At 45.8% G+C, this 15,241-nt stretch carries 14 protein-coding genes; 7 read left to right on the top strand and 7 right to left on the bottom strand.

Annotation, left to right across the window (positions count from 1 at the left end; all coding sequences use genetic code 11):
• Positions 1-40 precede the first annotated feature (40 nt).
• Positions 41-1,102, top strand: a complete 1,062-nt coding sequence (locus tag ABIO93_RS15550; RefSeq protein ID WP_348069227.1) for a 6-bladed beta-propeller — start codon at positions 41-43, stop codon at positions 1,100-1,102.
• A gap of 32 nt (positions 1,103-1,134) precedes the next feature.
• Here ABIO93_RS15550 and ABIO93_RS15545 read toward each other — a convergent pair whose 3' ends face one another.
• Positions 1,135-1,860 carry a hypothetical protein gene (locus ABIO93_RS15545; protein WP_348069220.1) on the bottom strand — a complete coding sequence of 242 codons (726 nt, stop codon included), beginning with the start codon at positions 1,858-1,860 and terminating at the stop codon, positions 1,135-1,137.
• Between the two features lie 189 nt (positions 1,861-2,049).
• Here ABIO93_RS15545 and ABIO93_RS15540 point away from each other — a divergent pair, with 189 nt between their 5' ends.
• Positions 2,050-4,371: a TonB-dependent receptor gene (locus ABIO93_RS15540; RefSeq protein ID WP_348069219.1), complete on the top strand. Its 2,322-nt coding sequence runs from the start codon at positions 2,050-2,052 to the stop codon at positions 4,369-4,371.
• A gap of 36 nt (positions 4,372-4,407) precedes the next feature.
• Positions 4,408-4,962, top strand: coding sequence for a hypothetical protein (locus tag ABIO93_RS15535; protein ID WP_348069217.1), 555 nt, complete (start codon positions 4,408-4,410; stop codon positions 4,960-4,962).
• 58 nt (positions 4,963-5,020) lie between these two features.
• Here the strand turns inward: ABIO93_RS15535 and ABIO93_RS15530 are convergent, their stop codons facing one another.
• Positions 5,021-5,431 carry a transcriptional repressor gene (locus tag ABIO93_RS15530; RefSeq protein ID WP_348069216.1) on the bottom strand — a complete coding sequence of 137 codons (411 nt, stop codon included), beginning with the start codon at positions 5,429-5,431 and terminating at the stop codon, positions 5,021-5,023.
• A 200-nt stretch (positions 5,432-5,631) separates the two neighbouring features.
• Here ABIO93_RS15530 and ABIO93_RS15525 point away from each other — a divergent pair, with 200 nt between their 5' ends.
• Positions 5,632-6,024: a MerC domain-containing protein gene (locus ABIO93_RS15525; RefSeq protein ID WP_348069214.1), complete on the top strand. Its 393-nt coding sequence runs from the start codon at positions 5,632-5,634 to the stop codon at positions 6,022-6,024.
• A gap of 4 nt (positions 6,025-6,028) precedes the next feature.
• On the opposite strand, the gene ABIO93_RS15520 is transcribed toward ABIO93_RS15525, so the two are convergent.
• Complete coding sequence (locus ABIO93_RS15520) at positions 6,029-7,279, bottom strand: serine hydrolase (RefSeq protein ID WP_348069212.1); 1,251 nt, start codon at positions 7,277-7,279, stop codon at positions 6,029-6,031.
• A gap of 113 nt (positions 7,280-7,392) precedes the next feature.
• Here ABIO93_RS15520 and ABIO93_RS15515 point away from each other — a divergent pair, with 113 nt between their 5' ends.
• Both ABIO93_RS15515 and ABIO93_RS15510 read left to right on the top strand, forming a co-directional pair.
• Positions 7,393-9,111 (top strand): IlvD/Edd family dehydratase, encoded by a 1,719-nt coding sequence (locus ABIO93_RS15515; RefSeq protein ID WP_348069211.1) that lies wholly within the window; start codon positions 7,393-7,395, stop codon positions 9,109-9,111.
• Positions 9,112-9,113: 2 nt separating this feature from the next.
• Positions 9,114-9,911, top strand: a complete 798-nt coding sequence (locus ABIO93_RS15510) for an SDR family oxidoreductase (protein WP_348069209.1) — start codon at positions 9,114-9,116, stop codon at positions 9,909-9,911.
• A gap of 2 nt (positions 9,912-9,913) precedes the next feature.
• On the opposite strand, the gene ABIO93_RS15505 is transcribed toward ABIO93_RS15510, so the two are convergent.
• From ABIO93_RS15505 to ABIO93_RS15490, 4 genes are all read right to left on the bottom strand, one after another.
• Complete coding sequence (locus ABIO93_RS15505) at positions 9,914-10,627, bottom strand: hypothetical protein (RefSeq protein ID WP_348069207.1); 714 nt, start codon at positions 10,625-10,627, stop codon at positions 9,914-9,916.
• A 76-nt stretch (positions 10,628-10,703) separates the two neighbouring features.
• A complete protein-coding gene (gene gldD / locus ABIO93_RS15500) occupies positions 10,704-11,306 on the bottom strand; it encodes a gliding motility lipoprotein GldD (RefSeq protein WP_348069205.1) in 603 nt (200 codons plus the stop codon).
• Between the two features lie 44 nt (positions 11,307-11,350).
• Positions 11,351-13,189: a glutamine--fructose-6-phosphate transaminase (isomerizing) gene (glmS, locus tag ABIO93_RS15495; RefSeq protein WP_348069204.1), complete on the bottom strand. Its 1,839-nt coding sequence runs from the start codon at positions 13,187-13,189 to the stop codon at positions 11,351-11,353.
• Between the two features lie 187 nt (positions 13,190-13,376).
• A complete protein-coding gene (locus ABIO93_RS15490) occupies positions 13,377-14,183 on the bottom strand; it encodes a glycogen/starch synthase (RefSeq protein ID WP_348069202.1) in 807 nt (268 codons plus the stop codon).
• Between the two features lie 206 nt (positions 14,184-14,389).
• Here ABIO93_RS15490 and panC point away from each other — a divergent pair, with 206 nt between their 5' ends.
• Positions 14,390-15,232, top strand: a complete 843-nt coding sequence (gene panC / locus ABIO93_RS15485; protein ID WP_348069200.1) for a pantoate--beta-alanine ligase — start codon at positions 14,390-14,392, stop codon at positions 15,230-15,232.
• The last annotated feature ends 9 nt before the right edge of the window (positions 15,233-15,241 follow it).

Below are 15,241 nucleotides of genomic sequence, written 5' to 3'. Positions count from 1 at the left end.
GAATGTACATACAATGTCTTTTTCAAATAAAAGACCGACCATGCCCGATACACAATCCCGCCGCGAGTTTGCAAAAATAACAGCTGTCACCGCCGCTGCCCTGACTTTTAAACCATTTTATATCCTGCACGCCAAACCCAAAACGGATGGCGAAATCATAGGGCATGGTACGCACAAGTACAAAGTCCATCAGGGCTGGGGAAACCTGGATGCCTCCCAGTTTCCGGTGAACAACTGCCACGAAATGGTGCAGGATAGCAAGGGAAGGCTCATCATGGTGGGGGACGAAATCAAGAATAACATCCTGATCTACGACCGCTCTGGCAAATTGTTGGAAAGCTGGGGCCATGAATTTCCGGGAGGCCACGGCCTTACATTGTGGAATGCCAATGGAGAAGAGTTTTTGTTTATCTGCGACCCTAATACCGGCAAAGTTTTCAAAACGGACCTCAAAGGCAAAATCCTGCTCACCATCGAGCATCCTTCGAAAGTGGGTGCATATAAAGAAGCAGACGCCTTCAAACCTACGGAAACCGCTATCGGTCCCGACGGAACGATCTACGTGGCCGACGGTTACGGGTCACAATGGATTTTAAGATATAATCAAAAAGGTGAATTTATAGACAAATTCGGCGGGTCGGGAGATGCCGACGGCCAGTTTTCCACAGCACACGGTATAGCAGTCGACTATCGCGACAAAGCCAACCCAACCTTGCTGGTCACTTCCCGCGCACACAATGCATTCAAAAGATTTACATTAGACGGTAAATACATCAGTACTTTGTTTTTACCGGGAGCATTTGTCTGCCGCCCGGTTTTCAGTGGCGACACATTGTACGCCGGGGTATGCTGGTCGCGGTTACGTTATCTGAATCAAACGCCGAACTCAGGTTTTGTAACGATTCTTGACAAAAACAATAAAGTGATTTCAAATCCGGGTGGCACCAAACCAGAATATCGGAATGGGGAATTGCAGCTAATGCTTCAGGAAAAACCGATTTTCATGCATTGCCATGATGTTTGCATTGATAATGAGCAGAACATCTATGTATGCCAGTGGAATGCGAAGAAAACTTATCCTGTTAAACTAGAAAGAGTTTAAGATATTCGTCTGCGTTAATCCGTTGGTACCTATCAGCGGATTAACCTTACCGTGATCCCGTTAATCACCATCGTAGCAATCGTCAGCAGGCCATAAGCAGCGCCAATCGGCATCTGCGGTACCAGCCAGGCCACTCCCACCAGAAACGCTACAAAGCCATATCCGGCCAAAAGCAATCCATAAAGTATCCTGATCGCCGCGTCTGAGCCTTGCTGAGAATGCGTAAAAACGGCTAGTGTCGAAGTCATAATTGGAAACGGCGTAAGTAAGCCACTCCATGTTGGTCCCAGGTAATCCGCAGCCTGCGTCACCGCTACGACGAAAAACGTAGCAGCCAGCATTCTCAGCGGAATGTCATATCCCGGTTGCTTTCTGAAATCTGCTTTACCTTTTGGTTTTGGAAAAAAGTATAAAACCGCCGTCAATACCACCAGGTTTAAACCCACTCCGAAGGCGATCGAAATGCTTTGTCCCAGTGACAACAATGCTACTATAAAGAAAGCGACATAACTGATCAGTACGGTCGGAAGCCACGATAGTCGGGAGGATACGGTAGCGTATACCAGCGCGAATAACATTGTACCGACTGATCCTAGCAATGCAGAGTTGATTGTGGAAGCAGCAAAGCCTGCGCCGTGTTCCAGCGCGATGAAGAAAGAAATGGGTCCGGCAACCCAGGGAAACCCTCCGATCCAGCCGCCCCAGCCTTCCCCCCACTTTCTGACAGCAAGTGTTACGCCAGCGATCAGAGGCGGCATGAGAAGGATTTTAGCAAAAAGTACGTCAGACAAAATTCAAAATGGCAGGTAATGACTGCAAATTTACATTTCAGACGCTAATAGCAGGTAAAAATGATAAAATAGTTGCTCTTTTTAATTGCAACTGTGTTGCAATTGCAATACTTTTGCAACGTTGTAACAAAAAGATAATAGTTACAAGTGCACGTAATGAAGCGACTCCTTCTTTCTTTTTTGATTTTACTGATTTCAACGGTCTCCTACGCCCAGAAGACCGACTGCGGATGTTTTGTAAAGGGAGTAGTAAAGGATCAGCATAGCGGGCAACCTATCGTAGGGGCCACAGTCTTGATCCTGGGACAAAATAGCGGTGTTTTTACGGATGAAAATGGCAGATACGAACTCCGTAATCTTTGCCCCGGCGCTTACACGCTTGAATGCAGGATTGTAGGCTACAATTCCTTCCAGCAAAAGCTGGACTTGACGGCAGGGCACGAAGAAAATTTCAATCTGCTGGAACAGGAAGTGCATTTACACGATGTAGAAATTACCGCTCACCGTACCGATGCCCCTTCCTCGCAGCCTCTGACAACACTAAGTGGAAGCGATCTGGAAAAAACCCGGGGGCAAAATTTAGGAGAAAGTCTGAAAGGATTAGCTGGGGTTACCACTTTGCAAACAGGCTCATCCATTTCAAAACCTGTCATTCATGGCTTGCATAGCAACCGCATCCTGATCATGAACAATGGTGTGCGGCAGGAAGGGCAGCAATGGGGCTCGGAGCACGCACCTGAAATTGATCCATTTATCGCGACGCGGATTTCTGTTGTAAAAGGCGCGGCAGGCGTGCGTTACGGTTCTGATGCAATCGGCGGAGTGATTCTGGTAGAACCGGAAGAACTTCCTTTCGATAAATCATTAAGTGGAGAGGCTAATGCCGTAGGATTTACAAATGGCCGTCAAGGCGTTTTGTCTGGTACTTTACAAGGAGGGATTAAGGGTTTCAAGGGATTTGGATGGAGAACGCAGGGGACCATCAAACGCGGTGGTAACATTGAAACTCCGGGTTACTATCTTGACAATACCGGCATTAGCGAGAAAAACTTTTCATTGGCGGCAGGTTACCGGCATAAAGGACTTGGCGTCGATGTTTTTTACAGCCGCTTTGATACACAGATTGGGATATTCTCAGGCTCGCACATCGGTAGTGTTACTGATCTTCTGAATGTTATCAAAAACGGCGAGCCATTTGTCAAATCCGGTTTCAGTTATACAATTGGAAGGCCTAATCAGAATGTGACGCATGAGCTTTTAAAGGCGGAAACACATTATCATTTCCAAAATGGGAACCGTTTTCAATGGACCATTGCCCGGCAGATCAACGACCGTAACGAATATGACCTGCACCGCCCGAGAAACGATTCCATAGCTGCGCTCAATCACCCTGAGCTTACATTTAAACTAACGACATTAACCAATGATGTAATCTGGGACCACAAACCCATTGCCGGGAAAATCGCCGGACAACTGGGTATCAGCACATTGTACCAATATAACCTGATGGACGGGCGGCCATTGATTCCCAATTTCAATCAGTTCAATATCGGAGTGTTCTGGATGGAACGGTACGTTAAAAACGGTTGGGAACTGGAAGCAGGCATGAGATATGACTACCGCACACTGAAAACTTACCGGATCGTGAACCGCGAAAAAGTGGCCGATCAATTTACATTCTCCAATTTCTCGGGAACATTAGGCGCTACCCGGAATTTCTCTGACCGTTTTTCAGCGCGATTAAATGTAGGTACAGCCTGGCGGGCACCGAATATAAGCGAACTGTTCAGCGACGGCGTCCACCACGGAGCAGCAGCTTATGAAAAGGGCGACGCGGCATTGCAGCCTGAAAAAGCATTGAATACGATCGGAAGCGTAAAATATACCGACGCTAAATGGTCGCTGGAAATAGGTGGTTACTATAATTACATTTCTGATTTTATTTACTTAAAGCCACAGCCAGAGCCTATTCTGACGGTCAGGGGCGCATTTCCTTACTTTAAATACACTCAGACCGACGCTTCTTTCAAAGGGATTGATGTGTCGGCTAGCTGGGAATTTGTCAGGCATACGACGGTTTCCAGTAAGCTCAGTTATTTGAGGGTATATGACCAGCGAGCCGATAATTACCTGGTGATGATACCGCCAAACCGCCTGGATAATCAATTGAAATATGAACTGCCGGATGTTGGCAAATGGAAGAAGGTGTTTATATCGGCGGGAAATCTTTTTGTGGCGCAACAAAAACGAGTACCGCCTGCGAGCGATTTTCTGCCTCCGCCCAAAGCTTACTCATTATGGAGCCTGCAAGCCGGCGCGACCATTCATGTAACCGACAAACAACAGCTTGAAATCGGCGTCAGCGTTCAGAATTTGTTCAATACCGTCTACCGCGACTACCTGAACCGGTTTCGCTACTACGCCAATGATATGGGAAGAAACGGCTCCCTGCGCCTGAAATGGAAGTTTGGCGCCTGAAAAGAATTTTAGTACCCATACATAAACCTATTACTTATGAAAATGAACCGTAAATTAACCTGGATGTTACTTGTCGGCGTGGCCATGTCTTTTACCCAATGCAAAGATTCGGGAACTGAGGTTAAACCCGATGATGAAAACGAACTGATCACTTCCGTAACCCTCAAATTTACTGAACAAGGAACAACGAACGTGACTTCATTCTCCTATAAAGATGCGGACGGTGACGGCGGTAATGCCGCTACGAAATTCGATACGATTAAGCTGAAACCTGCTACTACCTATACGCTTGCGATTGAACTGCTGGATGAAAGCAAAACGCCTGTTGACGACATTACCAAAGAGGTTGAGGAAGAGTCGGACGAGCATTTGTTTGTATACACGCCGTCGCCCGCGTCTCTGCTGACTTACACTTACGGCGATAAGGATGTCAATAATTTTGTGATCGGGCTCACCGGAAAGGCGGTTACCGGTGCTGCCGGGGACGGGAAATTGAAGGTTCAGCTGCGTCACCAGCCTGGTGCGAAAAATGGCAAACCCGAACCTGGAAGTGATGATGTAAATCTTGACTTTAACTTGAAAGTCAAGTAACTAATTGATGATTTCCTTGTGAGATCAATTTCTATTTTTGGTGATTGATCTCACAAACTCAATTGCATTTTGGGCAAACTCCCTGTATCAGCAGGTTGAAATTTTCTGGATGGTATCCCTCTGGTAAATTTACAGCCGGGATATGCAGGTTTTCCAGACAGTTAGTTTCACCACATTGAATGCATTTAAAATGAATATGATCGTGGTGATGCTTTTCTTCCGAACAACTATGCGAACATAATGCATATCTGAGTCCTTCGTCGTCCAGTACTTTATGAATGATCCCTTTTTCGAGGAAGGTTTTTAATGTTCTGTAAATGGTCACACGGTCGTAATTTTCCCCCAGCGCCCCTTCCAGATCTCCGTGCGACAATGCATTCTTCTTAGTTATAAATGTCGAAAGTACATCCTCACGGCAAGTTGTAGTGCGTAGCTGATGCCCTTTCAGTGTTTCTCTTAATTGATCCATTGTTTCCAACAGTTTGATAAAATCAGACAGTTCGTCTTTTCTAAAACCTTTCTGCCCAAAGTTAAGTTCTAAGTTCTAAAATATCACGGCCTTTTGCTTTATAGCGAAAAGTAATGGGCCATTTGGTTTAAAAATATCTTGCAACAGAGTTGCATGTTAGTCTCAATCACCGTATTTTTGCAACGTTATTGTATCTAGGAATGAAAGCATCTCACTCACATGGCAAGGCCGACTACATTGGAATATTAGGTTCTGTATTGTGTATCATACATTGCCTGCTGATGCCTGCTTTGGCATTTGGTTCCACCTATGCGTCTCATCACGAGCACGCGGGCATGTTGTCGCTTGACTATTTCTTCATCCTGATCAACGGTATCGCGGTTTACTACGCGACCCGCAATCACAAGTCACTTTCGGTAAAGATCATTCTCTGGGGAGCTTTGGTGTTGTTTTCAACGTCGCTCATCCTGGAAGGAAAGCACGTTATCTTTGCGTGGCTGGGTTACGCCGGATCGACTTTATTGATCATTGGCCATCTTCTGAATCTATACATTTGCCAGATCGCCCCTAAGTTGAAAATGCGGGTTTCTTAATCTCTTATTTATCATATTCCACTTCAAACCGGCCCAGATCAGGCCTTACGGCTCTTTTTCTGTCCAGTTCATACTCGAAGATCGTTTTTCCCAAATTAGCCATGAAAGGAAAACCAATCTCGTCGTAGTCATATTTATCATCATTGAAGATCTGGTCTTCGTTACAATAGATGACGGCGGTCAGCATAAATTCAATTCCCTTTTCAAAATCTGCTATGTAGGCATTGTCCAGCAGGAAACCGTAGGCATCTCCACATTTGTTGAACAAACGAATGTGCCTCGGTAAGCGGGTTTTTGTAGCTCCAAATAGCAAGAACTTGACATAGCCGTCGTAATAATCATCTGTGTAACTGGCCGGAAAGCTCGTCTCAACGGGAAACTGGGACATGTACTGGTATAAAAAACGATAGTCGTCAGCTGTTAGATTGAATCGCTGTGCAACCGGGACTTGTTCCGGGAAAAACAATGTTTTCAACAGCTTGTGCTGCTCTTCCAGCGGGAAAAAGTTTTTGCTTGAAAAATCAAAAGGCTCATTCACCAATGCGCCGTCTTTCATGAATCCTTTACCCACAAGAATCGGAGCGGGAGCTTTCAGTTCTTTCTCATTGTACTTCGCCGGCTGTTCGAATACTGCTTTTCCGTCTTTTTCAAAACGAATGGCATTGGTATAACGATTATTTTCGGCGCCAATAGGTGAGTCAAGACGGTGTACGATCCGGGAATTCGTGAATCCTTTGTGATGCAAACTATCATTGAATTCCTGCTGACCAATGAATTCAAACAATCTGTTGAATGCATCATTATCACTGGCCAAAAGTATCTTTTTGGCATAATGGGCAACCGAAGGCAACCTGTTTTCAGCAGTGGTATCTATATTTACTTTGGTTTGCTCAGGCCTGTCAGCACCTGTGAACATGGGTGTGTATTTGTCAATTCCTAGCTTATTCAGCTTCTCAAAAGCGAGCGCAACGGCGGCGAGTTTGACGGTGCTTGCTGGATAAAAATATGCATCGCTGTTGACCCTGTATCCGTGGGTAGTGAAGTGCGGCTCGTTCTTCTTGTTCCGGTCAATGCGGGTGTAGAGGATCTGAACCTGGTACTTATCGGGGTTATTGAGTATTTCTGAGAAGCGCTCCGGATGCTTTTTTAATAATTTTTCGATAAAACTATCGGCCTGAAACTGTGCAATAGAAGGCAATGCAACCAATTGTAAAAGTAAGTGAAACAGCAATTTATAACTTCTGAAAACAGTCATGGACAATCCGGGCACGTGTAAAACGAAGATACAATTTTTATTTTAAAGGGCTGCCGGAATTATATTTTACTGATAACCTCCTTTACTTATTTAGATGTAAACTATGGCGACTAATGGAAGAAAATAAATTACGCAGCCGGGGATGGTTCGGTAAGTCGGGAAAAGACGGATTTATATACAGGGCCTGGATGAAAAACCAGGGCTATCCGGCAGATGAGTTTGAAGGAAGGCCTGTTATCGGCATTTGTAATACATTCTCAGAATTGACGCCCTGCAACGGACATTTCCGTGAACTGGCCGAGTCGGTCAAACGCGGGGTATGGGAGGCAGGTGGTTTTCCGCTGGAATTTCCGGTCATGTCGTTGGGAGAAACGCTGATGAAGCCTACGGCAATGCTTTTCCGCAACCTGGCAAGTATGGACGTGGAAGAGTCGATCCGTGCCAACCCGATCGACGGCGTCGTACTGCTCTGCGGTTGCGACAAAACCACGCCGTCATTGGTAATGGGCGCGGCGAGTGTGGACATTCCTACGATCGTGGTTTCCGGTGGGCCGATGCTTACCGGACGTTACCGCGGCAAAACCATCGGTACCAGTGACGTATGGCGGTTTAGCGAAATGTACCGCCAAGGTGAGCTAACCCAGGAAGAATTTACTACCACTGAAGCGTGTATGTGCCGTAGCGCCGGTCATTGCGCAGTGATGGGTACTGCCTCGACAATGGCTTGCATGGTTGAGTCACTCGGACTTACATTGCCGGAAAACGCGGCTATACCCGCGGCTGATTCACGCAGAAAGGTTTTGGCTCAACTCTCGGGCCGTAGGATCGTGGATATGGTAAAAGAAGACCTGCGTCTTTCTCAGATACTGACCAAAGAGGCATTCGAAAACGCAATTATGCTCAATGCGGCGATCGGCGGCTCCACGAACTTTGTCATTCACTTACTGGCGATCGCGGGAAGAATCGGTGTGGATCTTTCTTTGGATCATTTCAATGATTTATGTGCCAAAGTACCGCTGCTGCTCAATTTACAGCCTTCGGGAGGTTACTTCATGGAGGACTTTTATTACGCAGGCGGCCTGCCTGTTGTGATCAAAGAAATGATCGGAATGCTACATGACGGTGTGATCACTGCCAATGGTAAGACTATGGCCGAGAACAGCGCTTCTGCCGAAAATTTTGATCCGAATGTGATCGGTACATTGGCCGAGCCGGTGAAGGATCTGACCGGACTTGCCGTAGTTCGCGGTAATTTGTGCGAAAATGGTGCAGTAATCAAACCATCGGCTTCTCTGAAACCGGAGCTCATGCAACACCGCGGTAAGGCCATTGTTTTTGAAGATATTGACGACTACAAAGCCCGTTTGGACGACCCGGACCTGGATGTGGATGAAAACAGCATTCTTGTACTGAAAAATGTAGGACCAAAAGGATACCCCGGTATGCCCGAAGTGGGTAATATGTCGCTGCCTAAAAAATTGTTGGCGCAGGGTGTGATTGATATGGTACGGATATCCGACGGCCGGATGAGCGGTACAGGGTTTGGAACAGTTGTTTTGCACGTTTCTCCGGAAGCCGCGGTGGGCGGAACGCTTGCACTGGTTCAGGATGGTGATTTCATTGAGCTGGACGTTGAGAACCGCAAAATCAATCTGGAAGTATCGGATGAAGAGCTGGCACGTCGGCGTTCATTGTGGAAACCGCTGGATCTGGGTTACAGCCGTGGGTATGTGAATTTGCATATTAACCACGTAATGCAAGCGCACGAAGGTGCCGACCTGGATTTCCTCAAAGGAGGCTCAGGTGATAAGGTTACAAGAGATTCACATTAACAATGAACAGCCAACTATTCGACAATCAGGTGGCGATTGTTACCGGAGCGGGGCAGGGAATCGGCTTTGAAATAGCGAAGCAGCTTGCCGCTCAGGGTGCCTGTGTCATTTTGAATGATGCTGACAAATCGCTGGCGGCCGACGCTGCCCGTAAAATTCGTAATAAGGAAGGTGAATGCGTTGCCTTTGCTGGTGACGCTTCCAATCCTGATATCATTGACGGCATGGTGGACGAAGCTGTCAAATGCTTCGGAAAGCTTACAATAACCGTTGCCAATGCAGGAATTACGCTGTTTGGTGATTTTTTTGACTACCCTGTCGAAAATCTGAGAAAGGTATTGGAAGTAAACCTGATGGGGTCCTTTCTATTGACGCAAGCCGCCGCGAAGCAAATGCGGCTTCAAAAATCGGGGGGAAGGATATTGTTGATGTCATCCGTAGTAGGGCATCAGGCGCACCAGTTTCTCGGCGCTTATGCAATGACGAAAGCAGGTCTGGAAATGCTGGCCAAGAACCTGGTTTTGGAATTGTCTCCGCACGGCATAACCATCAACACAGTCGCTCCCGGTGCTACATTGACCGAACGGACACTTGCGGAAGATCCGACCTATCCAAAAACCTGGTCTGCGATTACACCAATGGGCAGGCCTGCTATCTGCGAAGACATTGCTAATGCTGCATTGTTCCTGCTTTCGCCATATTCAGGCCACATTACAGGACAAAGCCTCGTGGTGGACGGAGGATGGACGTCAGTAAGCCCATTGCCTGATTTAAGCAATATGGAAGTTAAGAAAACGTAATGTTATTCTCCGAGGCCCAGAAAAAGCTGGGCTTCCAGGTCGTCTATGCTTCCGTCTTTGGAAAGAAACAATTCCCGTGGCTTCGAAGATGCTGCGGGAATAATGGTCATAAAGCTTCTGTACTGTTCGTCTGTGATTATTTTCAGTAATAAAGCCCTTTTCAATACCATTGGGAATGGTACTTTGAAGAAACTGGCAATGTCGGATGCCAGAAAATCGGGGATCTTGGAAATATCATTTCTGAAAAAGCTTTCGACTTCTTCAAATGGCAAAAGTGCCTCGAAAATCAATTGCTCGGAACGGGCTGCGAGGGAATTTGTATTGGAGTAAAGCGTATGCAAACCCAATGAAACCGTCAATAAATGAATGTGATAGTTGCGTTCATTAATCTCCGAAGCTGCATTCACGAACACCCAGCCTTTTTGACGATAGATAGCTGAAAATCCTTTGAAAAGTGGATCTACATTGTGTAGTTGTGCAATCTTAACACCCTCTGGATAAGGAAGTTTGTGACCTATCTGATGCACTATATCCTGAGCATAAGAAATGTCGGCTACCTCACCAGCTGGTTCGATCATCCAGTCACCATTCACTAAGCCTTCAAACAACTGGTCTGCAACACGCTGGCTTTCAACCTGTCCTAGATGCAGAACGATCCTGTTTCCGCGGACTGAAAAATCAAGGAGAAGCTGGTTTTTGGGTTGCTTTCTGGCCATAGTGTATCGTGTTGTTGAGGTGAGAGCCCCAAAGATACATGCTTCAAATTTCCACCGCAATATTCTTCACCACATTTTATCGCCACTCCAATGTATTCAGGAGCTGGATCATATCCTTCTGAATGTAGTCGATCACGGGCGCGAGAGAGTCATTTTTGGTAGCGGTAGGGAAATAAACAGCGCCTCTCAGGAAATGTTTGGTACTATCTGTTGTATAAAATTGATACGGACTGGGCACATCGCCTTCGATCTTAAAAATAATAGCGGTACGTCCGCTTTTTGAAAGAACCCGCTGCTCCTGAATGGACGACGCCCTGATCTGGTGCTTACCTGCGAGCTTATAGCTATCATTAATGAAGGATTTTAACTTATTCGGATCATTACTCAAATCCTTATAAGTAAGCTGAATGCTGGCCTTAAACTGGGGATAGTTAACAAAAATCCAGTCTTTTTCGGCCATTGAAAACGTATCTGGTACGACTACTGCATACCGGGAATATTCGAATGTGTAGGGATGAGCCTCGGACAGTTTCTGATAAATATTCGAAGGCAGCTCGATCCGGTTGAATCCTTTGGGTCGGGGAACATAGCTTTGATCCTCCTTTTTTTCGCATGAAAAAACGATCAGCGCTGCGAAAATCGCCGCGCAGCTATGTAGCAGTTGTTTTAGAATTGGCATGATTGAATAACTGAATGCACAAAACTAACGAAAACCGGAATTCTTTATTCCACTGTCACTGATTTCGCCAGATTCCTCGGCTGATCCACATTACGTCCGCGCATCACGGCAATGTAGTAGGATAGTAGCTGCAATGGAATCACCGACACGAGCGGTGTCAGGATTTCATGCGTTTTTGGTACTTCGATGACAAAATCAACCATACCCGGAATCAATGTATCTCCTTCCGTTACGATGGCGATCACCCTGCCTTTTCGCGCTTTTACCTCCTGAATGTTAGAGACAATCTTCTCGTATGAGCCGTCCTTCGTTGCCAGAAACACCACCGGCATATCTTCATCAATGAGCGCGATCGGCCCATGCTTCATTTCCGCGGCCGGGTAGCCTTCTGCGTGGATGTAGGAAATTTCTTTCAGTTTTAGCGCACCTTCCAATGCCACCGGGAAGTTTAATCCTCTGCCGAGATAAATGAAATTGCGGGCATAGGTGAAAATAAACGCGATCTCCTTAATCTTGGAAGCATTCTCGAAGACTTTGGCCACTTTGGAAGGGATAGTTTCGAGCTCAATCAGCAACTGCCGGTAGGTCTCTTCCGAAATTGTACCTTTTCTTTTGGCTGTCGCGATGGCGATCAATGTAAGCACGGATACCTGGGCAGTAAATGCTTTGGTACTCGCCACGCCTATCTCCGGCCCCGCGTGTGTGTAAGCGCCAGCGTGCGTAGCTCGCGCAATGGATGAGCCTACCACATTACAAACGCCAAAAATGGTCGCACCTTTCGATTTCGCCAGTTCAATGGCAGCCAATGTATCCGCCGTCTCGCCTGATTGCGAAATTGCGATCACTATATCTTTTTCACTGATGACAGGATTACGATACCGGAACTCGGAAGCATATTCAACTTCGACATTGATACGGGCCAGTTCTTCAAACAGATATTCGGCCACCAAACCTGCATGCCAGGAGGTACCGCAGCCAATAATCACAATCCTGTCGGAATTGGCCAGCTTGTCCAGATAGTTGCTCAGTCCGCCGAGCTGCAAATGTGCATCGTCCGCACGTACCCTTCCGCGCATACTGTCGGCTATGGAGCGCGGCTGTTCAAAAATCTCTTTGATCATGAAATGGTCGTACCCGCCCTTTTCAATGGTTTCCAGTTCCATTTCCAGTTTCTGGATGTATGGGATTGTAGCAGTGTTGTCGAGATTTTGAATGCTGAGCTTACCATCGCTGATGACTGCGACTTCGTAGTCATCCAGATAAACCACGTCTTTGGTGTACTCAATAATTGGTGTCGCATCAGAAGCAAAAAAGAATTCCCCCTCCCCGATCCCGATCACAAGCGGGCTTCCTTTTCGTGCAGCAATGAGCTGGCCCGGATGATCCACTGACATCACTACAATGGCATAGGCCCCTACTACTTCTTTCAAAGCGAGGCGCACAGCAGATTCCAGGGTGCCCCCGGTTTCCAGCTGGATGTCTTCAATAAAATGAATGAGTACTTCTGTATCGGTATCGCTCAGAAAAACGTGCCCTTTTTGAATGAGCTGTTGCTTGATGGACGCGTAATTTTCAATGATCCCGTTGTGGATAATGGAAAGCTTGCGGTTATTGGAGAAATGAGGATGCGCATTCACGTCATTGGGTTCGCCATGTGTGGCCCATCTGGTATGTCCTATCCCAATCGTTGCGGTAAGGTGCTTGTCGGCCAGGACACTTTCGAGGTCCGACACCTTCCCCTTTTTCTTGTAAATATTCAATTTATCGTTTTCGAGCAGCGCAACACCCGAACTATCGTAACCACGGTATTCAAGTCTTTTGAGTCCCTTCAAAATCAGAGGATATGCCTCTCTATTTCCAACATAAGCCACAATTCCGCACATATTTTTGCAAATTTTGTTTGAGTGTATGTCAATGCTAACGTGCAAATAAATAGCAATAGAAACTGGTTAACAAGCTTATTTTTAATTTAATACTAAAAATTATCCAATTCAAATGAAGTGTTCGAACACACGCACAAAAAAAACGGCGACTTAAAAAAGCCGCCGTTTTCAATGATTAATTATTTTACTAACTCATCAGGTCAGTATACAAATTGTAGTAAGACTCAGAGAACTTCTCGTCCTGCTCATCCAGCTCAACGCGCTTTGGAGCATCGTTGAAGATCTGGTTAAGACTTTCGCTGCAGTGATCGTCCGCTTTCAAAACCGCATCTGCATAAGCACATCCGATTTTTACAAAACCTTCGAAATCCGCAGAGTGCAAATGGGCCAAAGCCTCATCACTTACATCCATCGCCTTTGCTTTACTTTGCAAATCCGCATCGAACTTGAAATCAAAAGCATTGTTATGTACCGTAAATACACTTTTTGTATCCTTAAACATCGGATCATTGCGATACGTAGTTTTCAAATACAATGGGATCAGAGCTGTCATCCAGTCGTTGCAGTGAACTACATCCGGAGCCCATCCCAATTTTTTTACCGTTTCCAAAACCCCCTTGCAGAAGAAAATCGCACGTTCATCATTGTCATCATAAAAGTTATTCTCTTTATCGAAGAACACGGATTTACGGTGAAAATAATCATCATTGTCTATAAAATAGACTTGCAGCTTCGCGTTTGGAATAGAAGCTACTTTTATGATCAATGGCTTTTCTTCATCTCCTACGGTAATATTTATTCCTGAAAGTCGAACTACTTCATGAAGCCGGTTTTTGCGTTCATTAATAAGACCAAAACGGGGAACAAGAATTCTGATTTCTGCGCCTCGTTCCTGCATTGCCTGAGGAAGTCTCCTTACGTAATCGGCAACATCAGTGGTTTGGAGGAAAGGGTTGATTTCACTGGCTACATACAAAATTCGTAGTTTCTCCATAGATCTTTTAGCAGTTTGTGAAAAAAAGTTTTGCAAAATTATACAAAAAAAATGGCAATTTCAAAAGATATTCCAAACTAAGTGTAATATTGCGTTCAGTTTGGGATTTCCCGTTCCAAAATTTTCACGCCTGTCACCACAAGTTGCTCATTAAAACATAAAGCAACCAGACGGCACCGGTTACTCCCTCAGATTTCACTTTTTCCATGGAAGTATTTACTTCAGTCAAAAGCCTCCGGAATTTTCTCGATCAGCAAATTTTACAACAAAAACCCATTGGTTTGATACCTACCATGGGTGCCCTGCATGAAGGTCACATTTCGCTCATCGAAGCTTCCAAAGCTGAAAATGACATTACCATTTGCAGCGTTTTCGTCAATCCCACGCAATTCAACAATGCCGAAGACCTGCTCAAATATCCCCGGACGCTTGAAGAGGATTGTGTAATGCTGGAAAATGCAGGCTGCTCGGCCGTTTTTGCGCCATCGGTAGAGGAAATGCACCCGGAACCCGCCGTGCTCAAAATTAATTTCGGATCGCTGGAAAGTGTGATGGAAGGAGCTTCCAGGCCAGGGCATTTTAATGGTGTAGGGATCGTGGTATCGAAGTTCTTTAACATTGTCCGTCCGCACCGTGCCTATTTTGGCCAAAAGGATTTGCAGCAGGTTGCCGTGATCAGAAGATTGATCATTGATCTTGCATTCGATCTAAAACTGGTAGTATGCCCTACCATTCGCGAAACGGATGGATTAGCGATGTCGTCGAGAAACCGGCGTCTCTCAGAAGATGAAAGAGCTATTGCGCCGCATATATATCGAATATTGGTTTCTTCCAAAAGCGATTTACTTGCAGGCAAGGCAATTAATGCCGTGATACAATCCGCACAAGAACAATTTGCGGGCTTAAAAGAATTTACACTGGATTACTTTGAAGTAGTGGACGTGAAGACGCTGATGTCCATTGAAAGCATTGGTGCCGTAGGTAGTAATGCGATTTGCATTGCGGCGTTTCTTGGGCCGGTGAGGTTGATTGATAATGTTGTATTTTAAAATAAAAAA

The organism is Dyadobacter sp., assembly GCF_039919315.1.
In the GTDB taxonomy this organism is placed as follows: domain Bacteria; phylum Bacteroidota; class Bacteroidia; order Cytophagales; family Spirosomataceae; genus Dyadobacter.
This window is presented reverse-complemented; position numbering and strand designations above follow the sequence as displayed.